Genomic DNA, 24,336 nt, shown 5'->3' with positions numbered 1-24,336 from the left:
TGCCACGGTGGTTTGATTTTAGCCAGCATTTATTAGGTGTCATTCATGGGGTTCTGCTGAAAAACGCCTAGACTGCATAGACAGGAGAGGGGTCAAGAGTAAGGGAGTCCTGCATGGCGGCCATCGCGCATCGTAAGCATATGATCTTTTTATTTATGGTAATTCTGGCGACAGGGCTGGCCATCACTGTCGGTGTGGCACGTTGGCAAGAACGTTTGAATAAGCGGGATGCTCAGCAAATTGTGGCTCAACGCGGTATGGATATTCGCCAAGCGGTACTGAATCGAATGAACTTGTATTTGTACGGTGTGCGAAGTGTCCGTGGGGTTGTGTTGGCCGCTGATGCTGAGCAGATGACACAGGCGCATTTTCTGGATTACATCCGAACCCGAGATCTTGCCCGTGAGTTTCCTGGTGCGCGAGGATTTGGCTTGATTCGACGTGTACTCCCTCAAAACCGCGAACGCTTTGTGCGAGATATGCGTGATCGAGTTTGGCCAGACTTTACGATCCGCCAGCTGAATCCCCACTCAGGCGAACTTTTTCCTATCGAATTTATTGAGCCATTGGCCCGCAACCGTGAAGCTATTGGATTGGATGTCGCCTCGGAAAGCATTCGTCGAGAGGCGCTGGTCGAATCCATGAAGCAAGGTGTCGAGCGACTTACTGGGCCGATTACCTTGGTTCAGGCGACGGGCGCAACACTTCAGGGTTTTTTAATTGTCTCGCCGATTTATCAGCACCTTCGGGAAATGGATGAGCAAACAGAACCTCATGTGCGTTATGAAGATGGCTTAGGTTGGAGTTATGCGCCTTTAGTGATTGATGAAGTCATGGCCGATCTAGAGGTGAATCCCGAGTACTTTCGTTTGCAGCTGGATGACATTGACTTTAAAGGGCGACGTGTCAACTTTCTGGATACCGCACCTGGTTCGGAACAGCATCAACTCTTTACGCAGTTTATTACGGCCTATGTGCTGGGGCGGGGCTGGTTTTTTGAGTTCTCGGCCACTCCTGCCTTCGTCGAGTCACTTAACCAACCTCAGCCTCATATGATTATTGTGGTGGGTTCTCTTTCCAGTGTGCTTGTCTCATTTTTAGTCGTGCTGGTGACGGCTAATCGGCGGAGTCGTCAGCAAATGAAGGCCGAAAAAGCCCATATTGCCACCATCATCGAGCATTCGACGGATGCCATTATTGGTCAAGCCCTGGATGGCACCATTACGGGTTGGAATAAAGCTGCCGCTGAGATGTTTGGCTTTACAGAAGAAGAGGCGTTGGGGCGTTCAGTTGAAGCACTGCTGTTACCGCCTGATCGCCTGGAAGAAGATCGGGCCTTACTGGAAGGCATTATGGCCGGGCGCACTGTACGCCTAGTGGATACTGAACGGCAGCATAAGTCTGGCCGTCGAATTCCTGTCTCTGTGGTGGCCGGTGGGCTGCAGGATGACTTGGGCAATGTTATTGGTGCCGCCAAGTTGGTCCATGATATTAGCCATCATAAGGTGGCCCAGCAACAGCTCAAGGCCTTTAATGCGCAGCTGGAACAGCAAGTCAGACAACGTACCGAGGAGTTGGATCTGGCTCGGAATACATTGCGGACGGTGCTTGATGCGATGCCCTCGATGATCGGTTACTGGGATCGTGATTTAGTGAACCGGGTCGCGAATACGGCTTATGAGCAATGGTACGGTTTGTCCTTACCTGGACGGCGACTATGCGAGGTCATGGATGAGAGCCTCTTTGAAGATACACGCGCTTATATTGAGGCCGCGTTACAAGGTGAAACTCAGGTCTTTGAGCGTGTCTTAGTGCCGCCAGATGGATCACGGATGATTCACACCTTGGCTCATTATCTGCCTGATGTGGTGGACGGTGAGGTCAAAGGTTTTTACGCCATGATCCACGATGTGACGGACTTAGTTGAAAGCCGTCAGCAATTAGCGGATGCAGTGCGGGAAAACGCTGCGTTGCTCAACACCATTAATGAGCAAATGTTGTATTCGGCGACAGACTTGAAAGGCCGAATTATCGAGGTGAATGATAAGTTCTGCGAGCTGACAGGGTATTCGCGGGAGACCCTGCTGGGTAAAACCCACCGCTTGGTCAATTCGGGACACCACAGTCAACAATTCTGGCAAGCGGTGTGGCAACAAATTTTGGCCGGCAAGGCTTGGCATGGGGAGATTTGTAACCGTTCACGACAAGGCCAGTTGATGTGGTACGACACCGTGATTGCGCCTTTCATGGATAGTGCCGGCAATATTGAGCGTTTCGTTGCCTTGCGTACCGATATTACTGATCGCAAAGAAGCGGAAGCGGAACGCCACCGCGTAAGCCTGTTGTTGAACAATGTGCTGCGAGCCGCGACAGAAATCGCCATCATCGCGACCGATGCCGAGGGTGACGTCGTTTTATTCAATGCCGGTGCCGAGCAGATGCTGGGGTATCAGGCGGAGACTGTCATGGGCACCTCGGTCGTACAGTTCTTTGCCCCAGACGATGTTGCGCAGAAGCGGGCTCAAGTCTCCGCTAATGAGGCCCTGAGTGATTTCGCGATATTAACGCTAAAAGCTCAAGCTGAAGTGGCTGAGCGTTTGGATACATTCTGGCAGCGTGAGGATCAGCAGTGGTTAGAAATCTCGCTCGTTGTGACCGCCATCCGAGATGAGGCGGGCGCACTTGAGGGCTACTTATGGGTGGCGCAGGATGTTCGGCAACAGAAAGAGTCTGAGCGCCATCTGATGGCGGCGAAACAGGCAGCGGAGCATGCGGCCCAGGCTAAAGGTCAGTTCCTGGCCAATATGAGCCATGAAATACGTACGCCCATGAATGCGGTGCTGGGCATGTTGCAATTGGTGCAGCAGACCACGCTGTCGCCACGACAATCGGATTACGTGAATAAGGCGTTTGCGGCAGCGACCTCGTTGCTGGGGCTTTTGAATGACATTCTGGACTTTTCCAAGATCGATGCAGGTAAATTGGCCTTGGATCCCCATCCTTTTTCGCTAGAAAAACTGATGCGGGATCTGGCCATTGTCTTATCGGGCAATCTTGGTAGTAAACCCGTTGAGCTGATGTTTGACCTCTCGCCCCAGCTGCCCCAAATGGTGATTGGTGACGCGTTACGCTTGCAGCAAATTCTGATCAATTTATCAGGCAATGCGATTAAGTTTACCGAACAAGGCCAAATTGTGGTCGCGATCAAAGTGCTGAATCGGGTCGGCCCACAGCTACATCTGCGGTTTAGCATTCAAGATTCAGGTATTGGCATCAGCGCTGAGCAGCAAGCCCATATCTTTGACAGTTTTAGCCAGGCGGAAGCTTCAACGACTCGTCGTTACGGGGGCACCGGGCTGGGCTTGGCGATCTGTCGGCGATTGGTTTATATGATGGGCGGTGAGCTCTGCGTTAACAGTACGCTCGGTGAAGGCAGTTGCTTCAGCTTTGATATCGTGCTGCCGGTTGATGTTGAAGTGCCTGAAATCAGTGAAGATCAACCACGTCGTGTGCTGGTGGTCGATGATAATGCCCTCACCCGAGATATTCTGGTGGATATCGGTCGAGCCTTGGACTGGCAGGTGGATAGTGTTGATGATGGTCAGCAGGTGTTAGCCGCAGTACAGCAGGCGCAGCACAAGGGCATGCCTTATGAGATGATTTTAATGGATTGGCGTATGCCCGGCATGGATGGCCTGACGGCTGCATTGCAGGTGCGTCAGAAGATGATGGCCCAGTCCCCTAAAATCATCATGCTCAGTGCTTATGGTCACCAAGCCTTATTAGCGCAGGATATTACTGATCCGCCACCGTTTGAGGCCTTTTTGACTAAACCGTTAACCCCGGCCCAGTTGCTCGGTGTGGTGCAGTCTGTCCTGAAGCATGGTAACGAGCCTTATGGCATGCCAGCGTTGCCTGCGCATCGTGCCTTGGCCTCCATGCAGATTCTCGTGGTTGAAGATAATGGGCTGAATCGTCAGGTGGCGCAGGAATTATTAGCGGGTGAGGGCGCGGAAGTCAAAGTTGCTGAGCACGGGCGGCAAGGGGTCAGTATGGTCATGGCGCAAGCACCCGCCTTTGATGTCGTATTGATGGATATGCAGATGCCGGTGATGGATGGCTTGGAAGCGACGCGCCTTATTCGTCGTGACGCTCGTTTTGATCAATTGCCAATTGTGGCGATGACCGCGAACGCTTCAGAGGTCGATCGTAAAGCTTGTTTGGATGCGGGGATGAATGAACACTTGGGCAAACCCGTCATTCTCGCTCAGCTGATTGATGTCCTGTGCCGTGTGACCGGCCGCTCTGGAAAGGTGTCGCCTTATAAAATGCCGGACCTCCAAATGGAAACACCGTTTACTCAGGCGCTACTCCGCTTTGGTGGCAATATTGAGTTATATGCTCGGAGCCTATCACGCTTTGAAAGTGAGGGCACAACGTTACTAGAAGTACTTAAGCTTGCGCTTCAAGTCGGTCATCAAGCGGATGCTCAGCGGTCTTTACATAGTCTTAAAGGATTGTCGTTAACGCTGGGGGCACAGAAACTGGCCGACATGTCGGCTGCCTGGGAGGCGCGTTTAAAAGCAAGCGAAGGCGCCCTCGATGTATCGCCTGATGAGATTTTTACGCCCTTGTACGAGCAGCTCGCGGTGGACTATCAACAGTTATATCAGCAACTGCTTGACGCGGGTTGGGAGGCTGAAGCACCTCGTTCTGACGCCAGTGATGAACCGTCTGAGCACTCTGAGCCGCTACATCAAGTATTGGGGCAGCTGCTGCCACAGCTGGAGAGCCAGAATATGGCGGCTCTGAATCAGTTACCCGTATTACAGGCCGTGCAGCCGGCATCTGCTGAGATTGTTCAATTGATTGAGTGTATGGAAGCCTTGGATTTTATGGCGGCCGCTGAGCTGGTCAGGATGATGTTGAAAAAATGACCTAAGATGAGCGTTGAACCCGCGCGGGACGAAGGTGTCGCCTCGGTTGCCAATGAAGGAGAGAAAGTAATGCCCAAAGGGACTGATTACTTACTGACCAATACCCTGGCGCGACCAAGGTTGCTCATCGTGGATGATCAGACCGTCAATATTCGGGTGTTACATGAAATTTTTAATGAGCTATACGATGTGTTTATGGCGACCAGTGGTGAGTCCGCTTTGCAGCAGGTCACCCGCTTTCCCCCTGATCTGATTTTATTAGATGTGATGATGCCCGGTATTGATGGGCTTGAAGTATGCCGGCGATTGAAAGCCAGTGAGGAGACTGCGCATATTCCGGTGATCTTTATTACCGCTCACCACCAAGTGGATGATGAGCTCGCCGGATTCGAGGCCGGGGCAGTGGACTTTATCAGCAAGCCGATTAATCCGGTCATTGTGAAGGTGCGGGTGAATACGCATATGGCACTTAAGCGTCAATCGGATTTGCTCAAATCGATTGCGATGGTCGATGGGTTGACGGGGGTTGCCAATCGTCGTCGTTTTGATGAAGTTTGGCCGCAGCAGTGTCGTTTCTGCCAGGAAATACAACAGCCCCTGACGTTGATGATGATCGATGTTGATTTCTTCAAACGCTATAACGATGCCTATGGGCATCAGGCCGGTGATGATGCGCTGCGAAAAGTGGCCAGTACCTTGAGCCAAACCTTTGAAGGGGCTTTTGACCCGCCTGCCATCACCGACCCGCCGATAGCGGAAGCGGGCAGCGTGATGCCGATGGTCGCACGTTATGGTGGGGAAGAGTTTGCTTGCATCTTACCGGGCGTTGATCACGAGGGGGCTCGGCATTGGGCTGAGCGTTTACTGAATGCCATCCGCGCTCTGCATATCTCTCACCAAGGAGCGCCTAAAGGCTACTTAACGTTAAGCCTGGGCGTGGCCGTGACGACCTCGGGCCAGATGGCGGCTCAAGCACTGATTGAGCAGGCTGATCAGGCGCTCTATGAATGCAAAGCTGCGGGGCGCGACAATTTTTGTCTTCATGATGAAGCCATGGATATCAGTGCGGGTCCGTCAATGGGCTGATCCACATGACGCCGACTTCAATTTTATCCACCTTAACCCAAGTTCCGGCGGGTATCGGGTGCGTGCTTTTCAGTTTCCAGCGGATGCCTGAATAGGTGTGTTGTGAGAGCCCCTGACGATCGACATCCTTTTCCAGCAAAAAGCTATGATCGGTAAACTCAGTGCTGACATGCTGTTGGCGTGAGCTAGTTTGTATTCGTTTGAGCGGGCGCCAGAAGACTAAAGCCAGAATGCCGGTCATCAGCGTGACGCTCCACAATGCCAGTGTGGCATTCGTTGAGATCACGTCGAATTGCATCACTAGGCCGGTCAAGATGAGGGCCACACCAAAGAATAATAAAAAGAAGGTCGCCAGGCCGAGCACCATAACCTCGACAATCAATGCCATGATCCCGGCCACGATGAGCCCCTGAGGTAGATAGGGTAGCCATTCGCTCATAAGTGTTTATCCCTGTAGGCCATCATGACGATGGCGATTAACTGATGTGGTGGTCATACGACATTGTGCCCGCTCACCTTGATAGTGCCAAGGTGAGCGGATGGGACCGGCCAGTGACTCATCAGCCCAATAGGGGGTCTTATACTAGCTGGACTGTTTTTGGTTAAGTGAGTTGATAATCGTCATGGCTTGGGCGACGACGCTGCTCGCGTCAGTGCCTTGGTCAGGCAGTAGAACGACAGAAGATTCTTTAGCAATGGCTTGTTTCGCTTCAATCGCCTTAGTGGCGAGATCCAACTGAATGGCTTTCTGACCTTCACTGGTATCTGCCGCTTCACCCACTTTGCGCAATGCTTCGGCTTGAGCCTCGGCTACCGCGAGAATGGCTTTGGCTTCACCTTCGGCTCGTAACACCTGCTCGGCTTTATCGGCTTCTGCGGCCAATACCTGAGATTGCTTTTGCCCTTCAGCGACGTTGATGGCGGATTGGCGATCCCCTTCAGATTCCAGAATCTGAGCACGTTTAACGCGCTCTGCTTTCATCTGGGCTTCCATGGCCTCCATGACGGAAGTCGGCGGAATAATGTCTTTGATTTCGTAACGAAGGACTTGAATGCCCCAGGGTTCCGCTGCTTCGTTAATCGAGGACACAATGCAAGTATTTAAGGTGTTACGTTCTTCGAAGGTTTTGTCTAGCTCCATCTTGCCCAGCTCAGAACGCATGGTGGTCTGGGCCAGCTGAGTGACAGCAAAAACGTAATCATCGACACCATACGTGGCTTTATAGGGATCTAACACACGAAAATACAGGACACCATCAACCGATAAGGTGATGTTGTCTTTCGTAATGGCCGACTGGCTCGGCACATCGGCCGCTTGTTCCTTCAAGCTGCGATCGGCTGCAATGCGATCAATAAATGGGATCACAAAACCCAGGCCGGCTTCTCGCGTGGCTTGGTATTTACCAAAACGTTCAATCAGCCAGGCACGATTCTGCGGCACAAAAATAATGGCCTTCTTCAACGTGATGAGCACCAGAATTAAGAGCACAACTTCAATCGAGAGTACTTTATTGAGGATATATTCAAGTTCCATGACCATAATCCCTAACTCGCCTTACCGGCCAGTTGTATAAGTGAATGAGCCAATAGGTTGCGGTATGAGTGTGTCTCAGACGTGACGTCTGCCCTCGCATGTCCAGACAACGACATGAAGCGCGGCAGTGTTACATAAATGAGAATGAGACACAGGTGTTATTGAATGGAGACAGGTCGTATGCGGCATCATGTGATACCCCATACGGATGTTGGTGATTGAATGGGCCTGTGTCGTATCGTTTGAATCCGGCGTTTCGTTTTATTAATGACGACGAGAAGAGGGGATATCACCGGAATCGGCGACATCGGCAATGAACTCAAACAGAATATGATCCCCCGGATTAATTTTCAGTTTTTTCATATTGGTTTCGACATGTTGGCCATTCACCTTGAGCCCCCAATACATATAGCGCGTTTCCGCTGCATCCATGGCGGGTTCTTTGATCAGTGAGTAACCTTCCCAGACACTATTGATCATGATGATCAAATAACCCATTTCCTCCCCATAATAGCGCGTGACCAACTGCTCAATTTTGTTGCCATTAACGTCTGCTTGGCCATAAGCCATCTCCATGACATCAATAATATGCATATCAGGCTGATGAGGGACTTCCAGATTATCGATCGACTCAAAAAGCGTTGAAGCCTCGTTGCGAATGGTCAAAATAACGGGTTTGGTCATGACATTATCCCTGTGGTGATCACGAATGACGCCAAAAGGTGACGCCATCTCGCAACATAACGGATTTTGTTCAGGCCGCCAATGACTGCTCTCTGGATTCAGCACAAAGTCAGGTATCGGGCCTCAGCGTAAGTGAGCGGAAAAGCCATGCTGATCAGGGGCGATATGCTCTTTTAACGTCAACGAGGGGATATCGTAATCACCTTGGTTTTGAGGCCTGAAGGGAATCGGCTCATCTTGCCATAGATGAGCCAGGCGTTGGCCGAGTGATTGGCAGATTGCCGGAAACTGGTTTTGAATAATAGGTCGTGAATCCTCGGTCGGGTACAGCAGCAAGGCCTGATCTGGTGTAAGATAGCGGCGGATTTTAGGTGGCGATCTCAGGGTCGTCAGCATTGCGTCTCTGGGAGAGTTTGGTCATGCATATCGGCGTTTTGAGTGAGTATCCTGCTCTGGTGTCTGCACTGAGTCAGGCCGCTGCTTCAGACAATACCGTGCAGGTGTCGCGTGTCGGGCCGGGGGATGACTGGCCTGAAGGGTTAACCCATTTAATGCTGGCGCCTTTAGGGCCCACCCAGGAAGTGGGGATGACGACGGATCATCATGGCCTTGAATGGTGGCAGCCCCAGCTCCCTGAGTTAGTTGCTGAAGCTAAGGCCCGACAGGTGGCGCTGGTTTTATTGTCATCAGATCAGGTGCTGGCGCCTGATCAGTGGGGGGTCGATGAGCATATCGAGCCTGTTGGCGAAACTCCCGTAGCGCAGGGGTTACGACAGGTTGAAGATGCTGTGGGGCAAAGTGAACACGCCCTGATCTTGCGTGTGCCGCCGATCTTGAGCGCACACCCCAATGGCGGGTTGGCACGATTGGTGTCGGCCTGTTTAAGCCAGCCCGCGCCAGAAGCGCCGGTTCAAGGTGCTCATTATCGCGGTCTACAATCACTGGATGATGTGGCGCGTGTTCTTCTCGGTATGTTGCAGCAGCTGGATTGTGGTGCCGAGGCGTGGGGCATTTATCATTATGCGGGCACTGAGCCGGTCAGCCATCAGGAGTTTATGCACACATTGGCCCAACAATTAGACATTAAAGGTTATCCCGGTGATCCAACCGATAGTGGGCTTATGGGGTTGAATTGTCAGCATATTATGGGAACTTTTGGCGTTCATCAGCGTACCTGGCGAGCGATTCTGCCTGAACTGTTGATCCAACTGGGCGCCTTGAACGCCCAATAGCTCACCCGCCTTCATCACTTATAATATCTACTCAGTTGAATGCTTCATGCAATTAAATGTTTCACTCAACTGAATACTTACTCAGTGGTTTGCACAGGACATCATATTTATGAGTCATTCCGGGTCTAACCGTTATATCGGTTCGATCATTTTCTACCTAGGCTATTTTCTAGCGCTGGGGGTTGCGGGCACCCTGATGACCGGGCTTGCCTTTTTAATGCCGCGACCGCAACGCTTTCATTTTATTCTGCTGTATAACCGTTTCCTGGTGTTCTGGTTTCGGCTGTGTTGTGGCGTTCGCTATCAAGTTGAAGGGTTGGATCAGCTGCCTGCACAACCCTGCGTGTTCCTCTCGAATCATCAGAGCGAGTGGGAAACGATTTACCTGCAGATCGTTAAAGTGCCCACCTGCACGGTATTGAAAAAAGAGCTATTGAAGCTGCCCGTCTTTGGCTGGGGGTTGCGGGTTTTGGAGCCCATTGCGTTAGATCGAAGTAAGCGCGCGGGGGCGTTAAAAACGGTACTGAAAACTGGGAGCAGTCGACTTCAGTCGGGGCATTCCGTGTTGATCTTTCCTGAAGGGACACGGGTGCTGCCTGGTCAGCGCCTTAAATATGCGCGCAGTGGCGCCTCGCTGGCCTGTCGGGCTGGGGCGCCGGTGGTCCCGATTGCGCATAACGCGGGTGAACGCTGGGGGCGAGGTTTGATCAAGCGTAGCGGCACACTCACCGTTCGCTTTGGCCCTGCGATTGAGACCGCAGGCCGCTCTCCCGATGAGGTGACGGCGGAGGTTGAAGCCTGGATCGAGCAGCAATTAAGTGAGATTTCTGAAGTGCCACGCCCGCCGCAAGCCGATGCTCATGAGGCGAATGATATGCCCGTTTAAGCCTCGGGCTGTCGAATCCATGAAGCGGTGCTGAGATGATGACATTGTTCTGGCGACAACTCAGGGCGGCCATCAGCTTTTATACCCGACTCCCGGTGAAATGGCCGGAAGGGTTGCCTCTGAGCCAAGTCCATCGTCATGTCGTCTGGGTCGGCTTGGGGATCGGCCTGACGACAGCCGCTGTGTATGGTCTCGCTGCTGATCTATGGATGCCGACCGTCGCGGTGGTACTGGCTTTGATCACGGGCGTGCTGATGACCGGTGGTCTGCATGAAGATGGCCTGGCTGATACCTGTGATGGCTTCGGTGGGGGTTGGCAAGTCACCGATAAACTACGCATTATGAAAGACAGTGCTCTGGGCACCTATGGGGGCTTAGGGCTGATATTGATGCTGGTGCTGCAAACCGTGACGTTAACGGCCCTAGCGGCGTTGCCTCTGACCGGCATAGGCTCTCCGGTGATGGCCGCGCTGATTTTAGGGCATGTTTTGAGCCGAGCCTTGGCGGTGAGCTTCATGCAGTCATTGCCTTATGTCCGGCTTCATGACAGCCGGGTGCAAGCTGTCACAGGCGCTTTGCCCAAAGCCGACTTCCGTTGGGTGGTGGGCTCGGCGATGGTGGTGGTGGCTGTCATCTGCTGGCTGTTTGATTTTTCTGCAATGCTGCTGCTCGCTTTACTGATTGGGCTAGGCGGCTGGCGACAGCTTTTTTGCGCTATCTTACGTCGCCAATTAGGCGGCTACACTGGTGATACGCTCGGGGCCGTTCAGCAAACCGCTACCGTGATCGTATACTTGGTACTATTGGCTGGTTTAATGCCTTGATCCAGCCTCCCGTATGGCTGAGACGGCTGGCCTGAACGGAGAATCATGATGAAAACCCTCATTCTTGGCGGTGTGCGTTCGGGCAAGAGTGTGATGGCCGAGCAGCTCGCCAGCGCTCATACCGGTCCGGTTGTCTATGTGGCGACAGCCGAGCATTGGCCGGATGATGATCAGATGTCCTCCCGCATTAAACGCCATCAGCAACGACGCCCCGATCACTGGGCATTATGCGAAGCGCCCATTGCCTTGGGTCAGGCGGTCGAGACTTATCGCTTACAGACGCCCGTGCCTTTATTGCTGGTGGACTGCATGAGCCTATGGCTGACCAATCTATTACTCCACCCTGACACGCCCCGGATTGAGCAGGAACAAACGGCTTTCTTGAGCGCGATAGCGGATTATCCTGGCGATATGATCATCGTCAGCAATGAAGTCGGGCTCGGCACTATCGGTATGGATGCGCTGACACGACAGTTTGTGGATCGGTTGGGTACCCTGAACCAATCCCTGGCGCAATGCTGTGACCAAGTACAGCTGAGTGTTGCAGGCTTGGCATTGAAGCTGAAAGGTTAAAGGCGCATATTCAACGGTTGAAAGCCGCTATGCGGTTGCGTGAATAGCGGCATGCCGATGTCTTTGAGGCCCTCTGGGAGGTGAAACCGATGAGTGTGATTCAAGGCCGCTGCTTGTGCGGCGATGTGACTTTCAGCTGTGACGATGATTTTCAGCAGTTTCATCTATGCCACTGTCATCAATGCCAGAAACTGACTGGGTCAGCCCATGTCGCTAATCTGTTCACGCGCCCCGATAATATTACTTGGCATAGCGGACAGGCGCATGTAACGCGTTACAACATACCCGGTCGCCTCTCATCAAATGCCTTCTGCCCCACGTGTGGATCGCGCTTGCCTTATCTCTCTCAAACTGGGAAGGCCTTGGTTGTTCCAGCCGGATGTCTGGACGATGCGTCGACACTACAGCCCCAAGATCACATCTTCTGGGCCGAGCGGGCGGCTTGGTATGATGCGGTCGTGGATGCCCCGCATTTTGAGCGCTTGCCCGAGCGCTAAGGGCCGGTCTGAGCCAAAGTCAGCTTGTTAACCCCCCGCTTCATTGGGGGATCATCTGTTGAGTATGTCGCGCAATGGGCTGAGGTGTTGTTGCGCCATTGTCGAATCTTCAACATTGGTGAAGCCCATGATGAACCCTTGCCGATCAGGCTGACCTAAATACCATGGGCTTAGGGGCTCAATACCAATCCCTCTTTGACGTGCGACCGTCGCCATCTGTTGATCAAGTCCAGGTGGATTGACGGTGGTGGCGCCATGATAAGGCTTTAAATACGTCAGTAAATGGATACCGCCCGGCTGATGCTGGACACTCAATATATGTCCGAGGTCTTGTTCCAAGGCGGTGGTCAGTACTTCACGTCTTTGGGCGTAAAGCGTTCGCATGCGGCGTAAGTGTCGGGCGAACCCACCTTGAGTCATAAAGGTCGCAATCGTGGCTTGGGGCAGTGTCATGCCTGGGCCCGGTAGATGCTGAGCGTATTGAGTAAAACGATCCACTTGGTTTAAGGGAACGACTAGATAGGCCAGCTGTAGCCCTGGCAACAGCACTTTGCTGAAAGTCCCGGTGTAAAGTACTCGCTCGGCTTGGTCTAGACTTTTCAGGGCGGGTAATGGCGCGCCGTGATAGCGAAACTCGCTGTCGTAATCATCTTCAATAATCCAACCGGACTGTGCTTCAGCCCAAGCCAGTAGTGCCTGCCGTCTGGGCAGTGATAACGACATGCCTAGCGGACTCTGATGACTCGGTGTGACGACTGCTACGCGAGCATTCGGTGCGCGTTTAAGCCCTTCTGCGAGGTTGAGCCCTTCTTTATCCACGGGAACAGGCACGAGGTGAAGACCGGCCTGTGCCAGGCAAATGCGGGCATACCGATAGCCCGGCTCTTCAAACCAAGCGGTTGTGCCTGCAAGGCAAAGTGCATGAGTGATCAGCCTCAAGGCTCCGCGGTAGCCGGCAGTGATGAACACTTGCTCGGGCTGACAATGAATCCCGCGAGAGACGCTGAGATAACTGGCGATTGCCTGTTTCAACGGTGGGTAACCCGTTGCGGCGGGGTAAGCCATATCTGCGCGTGTTTGAGCGCGTAGCTGACGGCTCATCAGTCGTGTCCAAGTCTTGCGAGGAAATGCATCAAGTGCAGGGAGCCCCGGCTGCAAGTGGTCAGGCCTCGAGACCGTGACGTTCTGTTGTGAAGTGGGAGCCACGGTCTGCTGGGGGGAGCTTGTATAAGATCGAGAATGGTGTGGTGGTGATGACAGGTGAGGTGAGACGATGGTCCCTGCCGGACCTCGTGGCCATAGATAACCTTCCCCAATCAGCATTTGATAGGCCTTGTCGACGGTGCCGCGAGCCAGGTTCAACTCACTGGCAAGACTCCTAACCGAGGGCACTCGTTCGCCCGGTTTGAGTTGTCCCTCCGCCATCGCATCGCGAAAACGCTGGTAAAGCTGTAGGTAATAGGGCGTGCGTTGGCTGTCTTTGGGGGGGAGCGGTGCGATCTTAAATGCTGATGGCCTAGTCATTTTGAATATTCTTGGCGCTATAAGGTAAGCCATGATGCCGCTAACCTGATGACATCATCAATAGTGACCCTGATTTTGTCTTGATGCTGCATTTAGGAGGTTCCAATGGCTCAACAGCGATTGTCTTATCAGACCCTATCTCCCGAAGCCTATCGTGGCTTTATTGCGACCAAGCAAGCATTGGATCGCTGTTCATTAGACCGCAGTTCATTAGGCCATTGTGCACTGGATCAAGGGCTCCTTGAGCTGGTCTATCTGAGGTTATCGCAGATGAATGGCTGTGCTTTTTGTTTGGCTATGCATGCGGCGTCGCTGAGAGCGGCCGGTGTGGATGAAGCCAAGCTGGACTGTTTGGCGGGTTGGCGTGTCAGTGAACGGTTTGATGGCCGTGAAAAAGCGGCATTGGGCTGGGCTGAATCCATGGCCGATATTCAAAAAGATCAGGCTTCAGATGAGGCCTTTGCAAGGCTACAAGCTTACTTCACCGATGCCGAAATCTCAGACCTGAGTTGTGCCGTCGCCTTAATGAGTGCTTTGAACCGATTGGCGATTTCAATGCGTCAATAAGGCTCATTGGGTGGGCGGTGGGCGATCAGTGCGCTGAAGAGGCCTTCGGGGGTGCGGTCAATTCGCAGTTGACTATGACAAGCATGGGGAATGGCCAGCCCTTGGTGACAGCGATCCAATGGAATGCCCAGTATATGCGCCAGCACGATGCGCTGCGTGCCGCCATGGGCAATGATCATCACGCGCTGCTCCTGGGCGGTTGCTAGAAAGTGCGCCCAAGCGGCTAATACACGCTGTTGGAAGTGGTGTAGGGGTTCTCCGTTAGGCGGCGTATGATTCAGGGGATCCGCCCAATAATGTGAAAGTGCGGTTGAATCAATACGGTCAATGGGGAGGCCCTCCCAATCGCCAAAATCAATTTCTCGCCAATCGGGGGCTATCGTGATCGGGCATTGGTAGCGAGTGGCGAGGGTTTCGGCAAAGGCACGGCAGCGTGTTAGCGGCGAGCTGATAATGCGCTCTGGCCGGGAGCATAAGGTCACCGCCCGCTCCATCTGCTGCCATCCATTGGACGTCAGTACATCATCTTGGCGCCCTCGAAAACAGCGCTCTCCTTCTGGCTCGCCGTGACGCAACAGATCGACCCACAACGTCTGAGGCTGCGTTGTTTGGGCTGGAGAAGGCTTGTTATTGGCCATCGTCGACGTGGGCTTCAGCAAAGGTGGCCATGCCATTGTGGAGCGCACAGGCACTTTGTAACAGAGAGACCGCAATCGCCGCACCACTGCCTTCTCCCAGCCGCATCTCAAGATCCAGCAGTGGGTGAGCATTTAAGGCGGTCAGCACTTGTTGGTGGCCTTGTTCTTGCGAGCGGTGACCAAAATGCAGCCAATGGAGAAGTTCGGGTTGTTGACGTACGGCGATTAAGGCCGCAACGGTGGCGATAAAACCGTCGACCAGCACCGGTATTCGACGGCTTGCGGCGCCCAAGTAGGCACTGGCGATGGCCGCAATTTCAAAGCCTCCGAGTGCAGCGAGAATCGAGAGCGGTGTACGGGCTTGGGCATGTCGTGTTAACCCTCGTTCGACGACACTGATCTTGTGTTGTAGCGCGGCCCCCATCAGACCGGTACCGGCGCCCACTAGTGGGGCGGCGGGTTGTTGTAATACGGCAGCGGCCACGGCAGCGGCACTGGTGGTGTTACCAATTCCCATTTCACCGGCAATGAATAAATCGGCCTTCATTTCAGCGGCGCGCGCGGCGGCTCGATCGCCTGATTGCAGCGCTTGTATGAGCTGCGTTTCTGTCATGGCCGGGCCTTGAGTGAAGTTAGCCGTTGTGGGGGCGATGATCTCATGGTGGATGTGGCCATGAGCTTGATCGGTCGATTTTTGACCCGATCGTTGAGCGGCAAGATCGGCGACTGTCCCCAGATTGATGACCTCTAATACGGCATTGAGTTGCTGGGCCATCACGCTGATGGCCGCGCCACCCTGCACGAAGTTGTCGATCATTTGGGCTGTGACGGTTTGTGGAAAAGCGGAAATGTCTTCCTCACAAACACCGTGATCCGCTGCAAAGACACTGATCGCCACTTGCGCGATTACCGGATTAACACGGCCTTGCTGGCCACTCAGTTGGATCGCCGCTTGTTCAAGTCGACCGAGAGACCCTGGCGGTTTCGTCAGCTGTTGTTGGCGCTCAGAGGCGAGTCGCCGGGTGTTCTCATCCAGTGGGGGGAGTGGGTCTGTCCAACAAGTGGGCAGATCATGGGGCGATTGGAACATGGCAGTATCCTGTTCTCGCTGTTTTGAGCAGTGGCCGTTAGACAGCGTCATGCGAGCCTTGATAAGGCGCTTGATCCTCTACGGGCTGCCCCCGTCTGTCAAGCCTGCCGAATAGGCTGCCAAGGGCTGCCGCCTTGGGTACACTAGGCGTCCAACATCAACGCCCCCCTGAATTTGACGCGATTTTCAGGGGGGTGACTCGTGCGATCAATCAAAAAGGATGCCGGTAGGTGTTTGCTGAAAATGGGCTCTGGGCGTCTTGCGCCATGGTTTTGGGATTATGGGCCGCGGCCTTGGCATTGGACTTACTGTTGGGGGAGCCTCGGCGGGCTCATCCATTGGTGGCGTTTGGACGTTTGACGACTGCTTTGGAACAGCGGTTCAACAGCGGCGCGCGGCGGCGTCTCAAAGGCGCTATCGCATTGATGATATTGGTGATGCCTTTGTTGCTGATTGCGGCGGGCGTGCAGCGGTATTGTCCTTCTGGCTGGCGTGAAGTGATCGCAGTGTTGGTGCTTTGGTCAACACTCTCATGGCGGGGATTGGTGGCTCATGCTTGGCCGATTGCGCGGGCGCTGGAGGCTGATGACCTTGCGCTGGCGCGGCGTCGAGTGGGGATGATTGTCAGCCGTAAGACAGATGCTCTGGATGCAAAAGGCGTGGCGACAGCGGCGACTGAGTCCGTTTTGGAAAATGGGGCGGATGCGATTTTTGCCAGTTTATTTTGGTTCGCTGTGGCCGGGCTCCCTGGCGTGGTGCTTCACCGTGCGGTGAATACCTTGGATGCCATGTGGGGCTATCGTACTGAACGCTTCCACCAGTTTGGCTATGCCGCTGCTCGATTGGATGACCTTTTAAACTGGTTGCCCGCCCGCCTGACGGCGCTCAGCTATGTGCTGGTCGGGCATACGGCCACGGCCTGGCAGTGTTGGCGCACGCAAGCCGCTCAATGGGATAGCCCCAATGCCGGGCCAGTGATGGCGGCTGGGGCTGGGGCGTTGCATGTCGCGCTGGGCGGACCCGCCTTGTATTCCGACGGTGTGCATGAGCGGCCATTGCTGGGGCAAGGTGAGCCTGCCAGTGCCGCGTCCATTGATCAGGCGGTGGCGTTGGTCAATCGCAGCATTGGGCTTTGGCTTGGTGTGATGGGGGGGATGGCTTTGTTGATGGGGTGGCCATGAGCGTGCGTCATGGTGGCAATCTACAGGAGGCGGTGCAGCGTTGGGCGCGCCCTTATGACCAATGGCTGGATTTATCCACCGGGATTAATCCTTGGCCTTGGCCGGTACCGTCTATTCCGGCCGCCTGCTGGCAACGGTTGCCGGAAGAACGCGATGGACTCAATGCCGCCATTCAGCAGTGGGCGGGGGTGTCTTCTGCCGTGGGCCTTTGTCCGCTGGCAGGTTCCCAGGCGGCGATTCAGGCATTACCTCGACTGCGTCCGGCCGGACGCGTCGGTGTGCCGGTGCCGGGCTATCAAGAGCATGGGCACTGTTGGGCCGCAGCGGGTCATCAAGTGGTGGCATTGCCGCAACAGTGGTGGTCGAGCCCGCTGCTGGATACGTTGGATGTGGTGGTCTCGATCAACCCCAACAACCCGACGGGAGCTTATCTGCCGGTATCGCTTTTAGCCGATGTGCGAGCGCGTTTGGCCGCGCGTGGGGGCTGGCTGGTGGTCGACGAAGCCTTCTTACTGGATTCAGCCAACAGTGTGATCCGGCATTCAGCGGCTGAAGGTTTGGTGGTGCTGAAGTCGTTGGGTAAATTTTTTGGGCTTGCTGGTTTGCGTGCCGGGGTGGCTTTGGGCGATGCGACTCTCATGGCGGCCTTGCAAGCGGCATTAGGCCCTTGGGCGGTCAGTGGCCCCGCCCGCTATGTGATGGCTGAGGCCTTGGCCGATGAGCATTGGCAAACCCAGGCACGGGCACGTTTAACGACCGCCAGTGCCCGTCTTACCGCTGATCTGGACGCTGTCGGCCTGGCCTCTCAAGGGACTGAGCTGTTTCGTTATTGTCCCACTCCTGCAGCTATGGCGATCGCTGATCAGCTGGCGGCCCAAGGGATTTGGGTGCGAACTTTTGATGTCGGTGATCATCAGCCTCCTGCATTGCGCTTGGGGTTGCCGGGTAGCGAGCAGCAATGGCAGAGGTTGAAACAGGCATTGGCTAGGCTCGTTCTCTCTGGACCATCGCATCACTCAACAAAGGTTAAAACAGCAATAAACACTGAGGCAAAACGATGACCACCGTCATGATTCAAGGGACGACCTCTGATGCCGGTAAAAGCACGGTAGTGACGGCATTATGCCGCTGGCTGGCGCGCCAGGGCATTTCGGTGGCACCGTTTAAACCGCAGAATATGGCGTTAAATAGTGCGGTTACCGTCGATGGTGGTGAAATCGGACGGTCGACTGCATTGCAGGCATTAGCCTGCGGTGTCCCCGCGCATAGTGATATGAATCCTGTTTTGCTGAAACCCCAGTCTGAACGTGGGTCTCAGGTGATCTTACGGGGGCAAGTGTATGGACATATGGATGCGCTGGATTACCACGCTTTCAAAGCCGAAGCCCGCGATACGGTCATGGCTGCCTGGCACGCCTTGCAGCAGCGTCATGACGTGATTGTGGCTGAGGGTGCGGGAAGCCCGGCAGAAATTAATCTGCGCCAGAATGATATTGCCAATATGGGGTTTGCTGAAGCGGCAGATTGCGATGTGCTGCTCGTGGGCGATATTGAACGGGGAGGCGTGTTTGCGCAGTTATACGGCACTCTGGCGTTGTTGTCGGCCACTGAACAAGCCCGTACCCAGGGGTTTATCATCAATCGCTTTCGGGGTGATCCGGCGCTCTTAACCTCCGGTTTGGATTGGCTCAGTACCCAAACGGGTAAGCCGGTATTCGGGGTGATGCCGTATTTACATGATCTGCTGGTGGATGCAGAAGACAGTGTCGGTCTGACCGGCAGTACCGCACGTGTCAGCCCCGGCGGCTTAAACCGAAGATCGCTCAATATCGTGGTGCCACGTTTGCCTCGGCTCAGTAACCATAATGATGTTGATCCGTTACGCCTACATCCCGATGTGAATTTGCATTGGGTGGGGCAAGGTGAGGCGATTCCTCCAGCCGATGTGATCATTTTGCCGGGCAGCAAAAGTACACGGCAGGATCTTGATTGGCTCGTGCGCCAAGGGTGGCCGGAAGTGATCCGTCGTCACTTGCGTTATGGCGGTCATCTATTGGGGATTTGCGGTGGCTTTCAGATGCTGGGGACGACGATTGATGACCCCAGCGGACTTGAAGGGCCCGCAGGCCGTTCTCAGGGGCTCGGGTGGTTGCAGATGACGACTCGATTAGTGCCGGGTAAGCAGCTGCGTAATGTTCAGGGTCAGCTGTGTTTTCCTGAGCGGGTGACGGCGACGGGCTATGAAATCCATAATGGCATAACTGAAGGTCCCGCACTGGCTAGGCCGTTTTTACAGCGTGATGAGGCGATCGGTGGGGCCTCCGTGTCGGATGGTGCTGTGAGTGACGATGGTCAGATTATGGGCGGTTACTGGCACGGGTTACTGGAGAGTCCGACAGCTTGTCAGGCTTTGCTGAAGCACTGGGGCTTACGGACGGATCATCGGCCAGTGGATTATGCGCAGCATCGTCAGCAACAGCTTGATCGGCTGGCGGATCAACTGGTCAGTGCTTTGGATCCTGCCGCATTACATCAGCTCTTTAAGCTATAGTTGTCTTAAAACTTAGCTGTCTTAAAACTTAGCTGTCTTAAAACTGAGTTTTCTTAACGCTTGGTTGTATTAAGCCCTAGTTGTATTAAAACTGAGCTGAATTAAGCCCTCGTCGAATCTCATTAAAACGCGAATCAAAAGCTCTCCTAAAGCGCTTATAACAACACCTCAATACGTCTTCACCGACGCATTGAGGTGTGTTCTCTCAGGCGATCGATTATTCCGATTGACTGATTCTGCTCAGGTATTCTCCGATAATGGGGCCTATATGATTGAGGGGCTCTGGATCCAGCATTGCTTGGTGATGGCAGTGAATGTGATGCACCTCCATACTGCCGCTAATACGCGACTCCCAAGCTTCGGCTTCATGTTCCAGGATATTGCCCATGGCGCCATTCATGCTGCCCTCGGCGACAAAGAAGAGCAAATTGGCGTCCACTTTGCCCGGCAAGAAGTGATTCGCAATGGCTAAGTTATTGTGAATCACTTGTTCGATGTGCTCGATGATATTCGCTTTTTGCTTTTGGATTTCTTTAATGACCGTCATGGAGGAGTCATCGTAATCCTGCCATAAGAATTGGGCCAAGGCCTGCTTGTCCTGCGGAAGGTCTTCCAAAGTGCTGAGATCATAGCCTAAGAAGGCTAAGGCCGCTGCAATCACTTCAGCTTCATCGGTTGGCGCTTGAACTCCCAGTTGATAAGGATAACTGTCCAACATGCATAAGCAATCAACGACGGCGCCGCTGGCCTGTAACTTCTCGGCGATGGCGTGCGCCACCAGCCCCCCAAATGACCAGCCTAATAGTCGATAGGGTCCTTGAGGTTGAATGCTGCGAATGCGGGTGATGTAATCATCGGCCATCTCTTCGATTGAAGTGGGCAGGCGAGCGGCATGATGAAGCCCATCGGCTTGCAAGCCGTAAAGCGGGATATTGGACGGTAAATAGCGTAGCAAGTTGGCATAGCCCAACGATAATCCGAGTGCGGGATGAATACAGAATAATGGCGGCTCTGAACCCTCGGTTCGAATCGACAATATATGCGCTAATGGATCGTAATGTTGGCGCGTGTCAAAGTGGTCAGAGATGTCGGCAATGGTGGGTGATTTAAATAAAATCCCCAGGGGGATGTCGAGACTCAGCGTTTGTTTAACCTGATTGATCATCATCGTCGCGTTAATCGAGTCTCCACCGATCTCAAAAAAGTTATCGTGAATCCCAACCTTGGTGACCCCTAATATTGTGGACCACAGGGTGGCGAGTGTCTCTTCTAGTGCATTGCGCGGCGCGGTATAGGCGTTAAGCGTTCGCCAGGCCGGCTTGGGTAGTGCTTTACGATTAATTTTCCCATTGGGGGTCAACGGCAGCGCGTCCAGCATGACGTAATAGTTGGGCACCATATAATCTGGCAGGCTTAACACCAGCTCTTCACGAATCTCTTGGCTCTTGAGCGTGTCATCAACCGGTACAATATAGGCGACCAGCTGCTTATCGCCGCGGTCAGTGGGTTGTGCCACGACGACCGCTTGCTGTATTTCTCGGCAGGCTAACAAGCGTGCTTCAATATCACCGGTTTCAATACGGAACCCCCTGATTTTGACTTGGTGATCATCTCGGCCTAAGTATTCGAGTACGCCATCTTCGCGCCACCTAGCCTGATCACCGGTGATATAGAGTCGACTGCCGGGGTCGAATGGATTCGGTAAGAAACGCTCTCCAGTGAGCTCAGGGCGCTTGTAATAGCCTACGGCCAAGCCTTCTCCGGCGATGTATAAGTCTCCGGAAACGCCGATAGGGACCAGCTGCATGGCTTTATCCAAGACATACACTTGGGTATTGAGAATCGGGCGCCCAATCGGCGGGTGCTGTAGATCGGCCGGTTTCTCCAGCGGCATGATGGTCGACCAAATGGTTGTTTCTGTCGGCCCAAATAAGTTGATTACCGGGTGGCCTAGTTTGGCCATATGTTCAGCCAACTGGCCTTGTAAGGCTTCGCCTCCAACCAACGGTTGAATGTTGTGCCACTGCGCTTGATAGTCCGGCAGTAGCGCCTGCCATAGCGATGGTGTGGCCTGCATAATGGTGGCTTGATGCTTAACAGCAAAGGCTGTGAGCTGCTCAGGCGAACGCACCACGTTACGCTCGACAATCAGTACTGAAGCGCCCACCGTCAAGGGTAAAAATAATTCCAGTACTGAAATATCAAATGAAATGGTCGTTACGGCGAGAAAGCGGTCTGACGCAGTCAGTTTTAACTCAATTTGCATCGCATAGAGAAAATTGGTCAACGCTTTATGAGGAATTTCGACCCCTTTGGGGCGCCCTGTCGAACCTGAGGTATAGATGACATAGGCGGAATGCCCCTCAGTGATGGGCACTTGAGGTGGGTGGTTATGGTACTCACGGTTGTGAATGTCAAAGTCTGGCTGGTCGATCCACAATGTCGGGGCATCATGTTGGGCATGGATGTCCTGCGTATCGATGTGGTGTGTGCTGATGACCAGCTTGGGCTGTGCATCTTCCAAAATATGACGAATTCTGTCAGCAGGGAAGTCAGGATCCAGCGGCAGGTAAGCCGCACCGGCCTTGAGTGTTGCCAACAAGGCCACCAACATATCGATATTGCGATTTAATGCAATCGCTACCAAGTCGTGAGGGCCGACGCCTTCTCGTCTTAAGCGGTGTGCCCAAGCGTTCGCCTGCCGATTGAGTTCGATGTAGCTTAATGAGTGGGCTTTATCGGCAACCGCGATCGCCTCTGGCGTGCGCATCACCTGGGCATCGAACAGATCGACAACGGATAGGTTGGGAATTGGCCACTGAGTGTCATTCCACACGGACAACATCTTGTGGCGTGTGTCTGGGCTTAATAGGCTCGCTTGACTGATGGGTCGGTCAGGATGCGCGATGGCGTCTTTCGCCATACGTTCAAACTGCGCTAAATGATTCTTCAGTTCTTCTGCCGTATAACGGTCGGGGTTGGCATCAAAAGTGACCTTTAAGCCATTGTGATCGTGTCGGTCAAAGATAAATGCTGTCAGATCTTCAATGGGCGCATTCGACAGGTTGTGCAAAGTGGTTGTACAGCGACCAAAGGTCAAGTTGTAATCAAATGGTTCGATATTGATGCCCAAAGAGGCGATCTGCTGACCGCTTGAGATTAAGCCAAAATCACGCTTTAGGTCTTCATAACGATATTGTTGATGTCGAAGGGCTTTTAAAACAACTTGAGAGACTTGCTGGATCAAATCACCCAGTGTCATGGTGGTCGACATGCTCAAGCGAATGGGGACGGCATTGGCCATCATGCCGGGAATTTGACGGTGCTGTCGGCTGATGCGGGCGGTGACGGGCATGGCGAAGACCAGGTCTTCCGCGCCCGTCATACGATAAAAATAAGCCGCTACCAAGGCAATAAGTGCTTGGGGTTGGCTCGCGCCATATGACTGACTGATTGAGGCCAGCTGTTCAGCCAAGGCTTGTGAGAGGTGAAGAGAATCGTTGAGGGCGGTTAGGCCAGACGGCTCAATTCTTTGCGATAATGACACCGGATCAGGTAAATGGGCCAAGTTTTCCAACCAATAATTACGATCCCTAATATAACGTTTAGATGTTTTGTAATCCGCTTCAAAACGTAATATATCGGCAATGGATCCGAATGGATTGGCCTCTATCTCGCGCCCTTCTTCTAGTGAGTTATATATTTCTGATAAACGTTGTGCGATCAGGTTGCCTGAAAAACCATCGAGGGCGGCATGGTGGCAACGTTGATACCAATAATAATGGTCGTGAGCTATTTTAATTAATGCACTACACCAAAGTGCTTCGTTAGGCTTGTTCAGTGGACGTCTCATATCTTCATGCATCCATTGACAAGCCGCTGCATGAGGGTTCTCTTTATTGCTAACATCTAATATTGAAACATCGCCTTCATCATCGGGCAGAATGAATTGGGCCGTTTGCTCGCTTTCTTCAATGATACGGCTGCGCGTACAGTCGGCTTCTTTTATAAGTTGCTGTATGGCTAATAAAAAATTAGATGTATTTAAAGGCCCTTGAATATCCAGGTATTCCGCCACATTAAATGCGGTATTTTCACCGTGGAGTTTTTGTGCAAGCCACTGTCCTCGTTGAGCCGTCGATAAAGGGAATGTCGACGTCGGAGGGGGGACCATGCGTGGAGAGGGGGCCTGGTAGTGTTTCAGCTCGGTCATCTGATGGGCTCCTGCGGCAAAATGATGTCCATATCGATCCAGTGCACTCGAGGACGCTTAGAAATCACTAGGTTTTGCAAAGTTTGATGATCTGAGGTTTTGTGCTGATTGCTTTGTGGGTCAGAAATTTGTTTCATGGGATACGCGGTGATCGATACGAGAGATCGATAACATTTCGAGTTAAAGAGTGACCCTGAAACGGTGTCAGACCGTCGTGACGGTCTGACGTCTTGAAGCGCAGTGGGATGGATGCTGTGATGAGGCGTCGGTAAGGCGTCCATGCGACTGATGTCTTGACTTCCCCCAACGCTTTTAATAA

19 protein-coding genes are annotated in these 24,336 nt (G+C 53.4%); 11 read left to right on the top strand and 8 right to left on the bottom strand.

Translation table 11 applies throughout. The features are described 5' to 3' along the window. The first annotated feature begins 113 nt into the window (after positions 1 to 113). Positions 114 to 4,937, top strand: coding sequence for a PAS domain S-box protein (locus BFW38_RS14910; RefSeq protein WP_068999606.1), 4,824 nt, complete (start codon positions 114 to 116; stop codon positions 4,935 to 4,937). 6 nt (positions 4,938 to 4,943) lie between these two features. Beyond that, positions 4,944 to 6,023: a diguanylate cyclase gene (locus BFW38_RS14905; protein WP_175400993.1), complete on the top strand. Its 1,080-nt coding sequence runs from the start codon at positions 4,944 to 4,946 to the stop codon at positions 6,021 to 6,023. Here the strand turns inward: BFW38_RS14905 and BFW38_RS14900 are convergent. From BFW38_RS14900 to BFW38_RS14885, 4 genes are all read right to left on the bottom strand, one after another. Continuing rightward, the gene (locus tag BFW38_RS14900) at positions 5,998 to 6,462 is read right to left on the bottom strand and encodes an NfeD family protein (protein WP_068999605.1); all 465 of its coding nucleotides are present in this window, start codon (positions 6,460 to 6,462) and stop codon (positions 5,998 to 6,000) included. The genes BFW38_RS14905 and BFW38_RS14900 overlap by 26 nt on opposite strands. Before the next feature lie 144 nt (positions 6,463 to 6,606). Then, positions 6,607 to 7,557, bottom strand: coding sequence for an SPFH domain-containing protein (locus BFW38_RS14895; protein WP_069000526.1), 951 nt, complete (start codon positions 7,555 to 7,557; stop codon positions 6,607 to 6,609). Positions 7,558 to 7,821: 264 nt separating this feature from the next. Next, a complete protein-coding gene (locus BFW38_RS14890; protein ID WP_068999604.1) occupies positions 7,822 to 8,241 on the bottom strand; it encodes a hypothetical protein in 420 nt (139 codons plus the stop codon). Positions 8,242 to 8,364: 123 nt separating this feature from the next. Continuing rightward, positions 8,365 to 8,637, bottom strand: a complete 273-nt coding sequence (locus BFW38_RS14885) for a hypothetical protein (protein WP_068999603.1) — start codon at positions 8,635 to 8,637, stop codon at positions 8,365 to 8,367. 23 nt (positions 8,638 to 8,660) lie between these two features. Between BFW38_RS14885 and BFW38_RS14880 the strand changes: the two genes are divergently transcribed. The 5 genes from BFW38_RS14880 (at position 8,661) to BFW38_RS14860 (ending at position 12,253) form a co-directional block, all read left to right on the top strand. Further along, the gene (locus BFW38_RS14880) at positions 8,661 to 9,473 is read left to right on the top strand and encodes a sugar nucleotide-binding protein (protein WP_068999602.1); all 813 of its coding nucleotides are present in this window, start codon (positions 8,661 to 8,663) and stop codon (positions 9,471 to 9,473) included. Positions 9,474 to 9,582: 109 nt separating this feature from the next. Beyond that, positions 9,583 to 10,359 carry a lysophospholipid acyltransferase family protein gene (locus tag BFW38_RS14875; protein WP_068999601.1) on the top strand — a complete coding sequence of 259 codons (777 nt, stop codon included), beginning with the start codon at positions 9,583 to 9,585 and terminating at the stop codon, positions 10,357 to 10,359. Between the two features lie 35 nt (positions 10,360 to 10,394). Beyond that, positions 10,395 to 11,183: an adenosylcobinamide-GDP ribazoletransferase gene (locus tag BFW38_RS14870; protein WP_084004689.1), complete on the top strand. Its 789-nt coding sequence runs from the start codon at positions 10,395 to 10,397 to the stop codon at positions 11,181 to 11,183. Positions 11,184 to 11,228: 45 nt separating this feature from the next. Then, positions 11,229 to 11,756: a bifunctional adenosylcobinamide kinase/adenosylcobinamide-phosphate guanylyltransferase gene (gene cobU / locus BFW38_RS14865; protein WP_175400992.1), complete on the top strand. Its 528-nt coding sequence runs from the start codon at positions 11,229 to 11,231 to the stop codon at positions 11,754 to 11,756. An 89-nt stretch (positions 11,757 to 11,845) separates the two neighbouring features. Beyond that, on the top strand, positions 11,846 to 12,253 hold the full coding sequence (locus BFW38_RS14860; RefSeq protein WP_068999599.1) for a GFA family protein: 408 nt from the start codon (positions 11,846 to 11,848) through the stop codon (positions 12,251 to 12,253). Positions 12,254 to 12,304: 51 nt separating this feature from the next. Here the strand turns inward: BFW38_RS14860 and pdxR are convergent, their stop codons facing one another. Continuing rightward, entirely contained in the window at positions 12,305 to 13,777 is a 1,473-nt protein-coding gene (gene pdxR, locus BFW38_RS14855) for a MocR-like pyridoxine biosynthesis transcription factor PdxR (RefSeq protein WP_068999598.1), read from the bottom strand. A 105-nt stretch (positions 13,778 to 13,882) separates the two neighbouring features. Here pdxR and BFW38_RS14850 point away from each other — a divergent pair, with 105 nt between their 5' ends. After that, entirely contained in the window at positions 13,883 to 14,344 is a 462-nt protein-coding gene (locus BFW38_RS14850; protein WP_068999597.1) for a carboxymuconolactone decarboxylase family protein, read from the top strand. Here BFW38_RS14850 and cobC read toward each other — a convergent pair. Beyond that, the gene (cobC, locus tag BFW38_RS14845; protein WP_068999596.1) at positions 14,338 to 14,982 is read right to left on the bottom strand and encodes an alpha-ribazole phosphatase family protein; all 645 of its coding nucleotides are present in this window, start codon (positions 14,980 to 14,982) and stop codon (positions 14,338 to 14,340) included. The two genes, BFW38_RS14850 and cobC, sit on opposite strands and share 7 nt — an antisense overlap. Further along, complete coding sequence (gene cobT / locus BFW38_RS14840) at positions 14,972 to 16,072, bottom strand: nicotinate-nucleotide--dimethylbenzimidazole phosphoribosyltransferase (RefSeq protein WP_084004687.1); 1,101 nt, start codon at positions 16,070 to 16,072, stop codon at positions 14,972 to 14,974. The genes cobC and cobT overlap by 11 nt, the downstream gene beginning before the upstream one ends. 230 nt (positions 16,073 to 16,302) lie before the next feature. Here cobT and cbiB point away from each other — a divergent pair, with 230 nt between their 5' ends. The 3 genes from cbiB to BFW38_RS14825 are packed head-to-tail and all read left to right on the top strand — an operon-like array spanning position 16,303 to position 19,804. Further along, the gene (gene cbiB / locus BFW38_RS14835; RefSeq protein WP_245686174.1) at positions 16,303 to 17,253 is read left to right on the top strand and encodes an adenosylcobinamide-phosphate synthase CbiB; all 951 of its coding nucleotides are present in this window, start codon (positions 16,303 to 16,305) and stop codon (positions 17,251 to 17,253) included. Continuing rightward, positions 17,250 to 18,314, top strand: a complete 1,065-nt coding sequence (gene cobD / locus BFW38_RS14830) for a threonine-phosphate decarboxylase CobD (protein WP_068999595.1) — start codon at positions 17,250 to 17,252, stop codon at positions 18,312 to 18,314. Before cbiB ends, cobD begins: the two co-directional genes overlap by 4 nt. Then, complete coding sequence (locus BFW38_RS14825) at positions 18,311 to 19,804, top strand: cobyric acid synthase (RefSeq protein ID WP_068999594.1); 1,494 nt, start codon at positions 18,311 to 18,313, stop codon at positions 19,802 to 19,804. The genes cobD and BFW38_RS14825 overlap by 4 nt, the downstream gene beginning before the upstream one ends. A 217-nt stretch (positions 19,805 to 20,021) precedes the next feature. On the opposite strand, the gene BFW38_RS14820 is transcribed toward BFW38_RS14825, so the two are convergent. Beyond that, positions 20,022 to 24,017, bottom strand: a complete 3,996-nt coding sequence (locus BFW38_RS14820) for a non-ribosomal peptide synthetase (RefSeq protein ID WP_068999593.1) — start codon at positions 24,015 to 24,017, stop codon at positions 20,022 to 20,024. Positions 24,018 to 24,336 lie beyond the last annotated feature (319 nt).

Source organism: Terasakiispira papahanaumokuakeensis (assembly GCF_001709345.1).
Lineage (GTDB): Bacteria > Pseudomonadota > Gammaproteobacteria > Pseudomonadales > Halomonadaceae > Terasakiispira > Terasakiispira papahanaumokuakeensis.
This window is presented reverse-complemented; position numbering and strand designations above follow the sequence as displayed.

What these genes read in the sequence shown, in the direction of transcription:
- BFW38_RS14910 (WP_068999606.1), top strand. Translation starts at nt 114, where the DNA reads ATGGCGGCCATCGCGCATCGTAAGCATATGATCTTTTTATTTATGGTA.
- BFW38_RS14905 (WP_175400993.1), top strand. Translation starts at nt 4,944, where the DNA reads ATGAGCGTTGAACCCGCGCGGGACGAAGGTGTCGCCTCGGTTGCCAAT.
- BFW38_RS14900 (WP_068999605.1), bottom strand. Translation starts at nt 6,462, where the DNA reads ATGAGCGAATGGCTACCCTATCTACCTCAGGGGCTCATCGTGGCCGGG.
- BFW38_RS14895 (WP_069000526.1), bottom strand. Translation starts at nt 7,557, where the DNA reads ATGGAACTTGAATATATCCTCAATAAAGTACTCTCGATTGAAGTTGTG.
- BFW38_RS14890 (WP_068999604.1), bottom strand. Translation starts at nt 8,241, where the DNA reads ATGACCAAACCCGTTATTTTGACCATTCGCAACGAGGCTTCAACGCTT.
- BFW38_RS14885 (WP_068999603.1), bottom strand. Translation starts at nt 8,637, where the DNA reads ATGCTGACGACCCTGAGATCGCCACCTAAAATCCGCCGCTATCTTACA.
- BFW38_RS14880 (WP_068999602.1), top strand. Translation starts at nt 8,661, where the DNA reads ATGCATATCGGCGTTTTGAGTGAGTATCCTGCTCTGGTGTCTGCACTG.
- BFW38_RS14875 (WP_068999601.1), top strand. Translation starts at nt 9,583, where the DNA reads ATGAGTCATTCCGGGTCTAACCGTTATATCGGTTCGATCATTTTCTAC.
- BFW38_RS14870 (WP_084004689.1), top strand. Translation starts at nt 10,395, where the DNA reads ATGATGACATTGTTCTGGCGACAACTCAGGGCGGCCATCAGCTTTTAT.
- cobU (WP_175400992.1), top strand. Translation starts at nt 11,229, where the DNA reads ATGATGAAAACCCTCATTCTTGGCGGTGTGCGTTCGGGCAAGAGTGTG.
- BFW38_RS14860 (WP_068999599.1), top strand. Translation starts at nt 11,846, where the DNA reads ATGAGTGTGATTCAAGGCCGCTGCTTGTGCGGCGATGTGACTTTCAGC.
- pdxR (WP_068999598.1), bottom strand. Translation starts at nt 13,777, where the DNA reads ATGACTAGGCCATCAGCATTTAAGATCGCACCGCTCCCCCCCAAAGAC.
- BFW38_RS14850 (WP_068999597.1), top strand. Translation starts at nt 13,883, where the DNA reads ATGGCTCAACAGCGATTGTCTTATCAGACCCTATCTCCCGAAGCCTAT.
- cobC (WP_068999596.1), bottom strand. Translation starts at nt 14,982, where the DNA reads ATGGCCAATAACAAGCCTTCTCCAGCCCAAACAACGCAGCCTCAGACG.
- cobT (WP_084004687.1), bottom strand. Translation starts at nt 16,072, where the DNA reads ATGTTCCAATCGCCCCATGATCTGCCCACTTGTTGGACAGACCCACTC.
- cobD (WP_068999595.1), top strand. Translation starts at nt 17,250, where the DNA reads ATGAGCGTGCGTCATGGTGGCAATCTACAGGAGGCGGTGCAGCGTTGG.
- BFW38_RS14825 (WP_068999594.1), top strand. Translation starts at nt 18,311, where the DNA reads ATGACCACCGTCATGATTCAAGGGACGACCTCTGATGCCGGTAAAAGC.
- BFW38_RS14820 (WP_068999593.1), bottom strand. Translation starts at nt 24,017, where the DNA reads ATGACCGAGCTGAAACACTACCAGGCCCCCTCTCCACGCATGGTCCCC.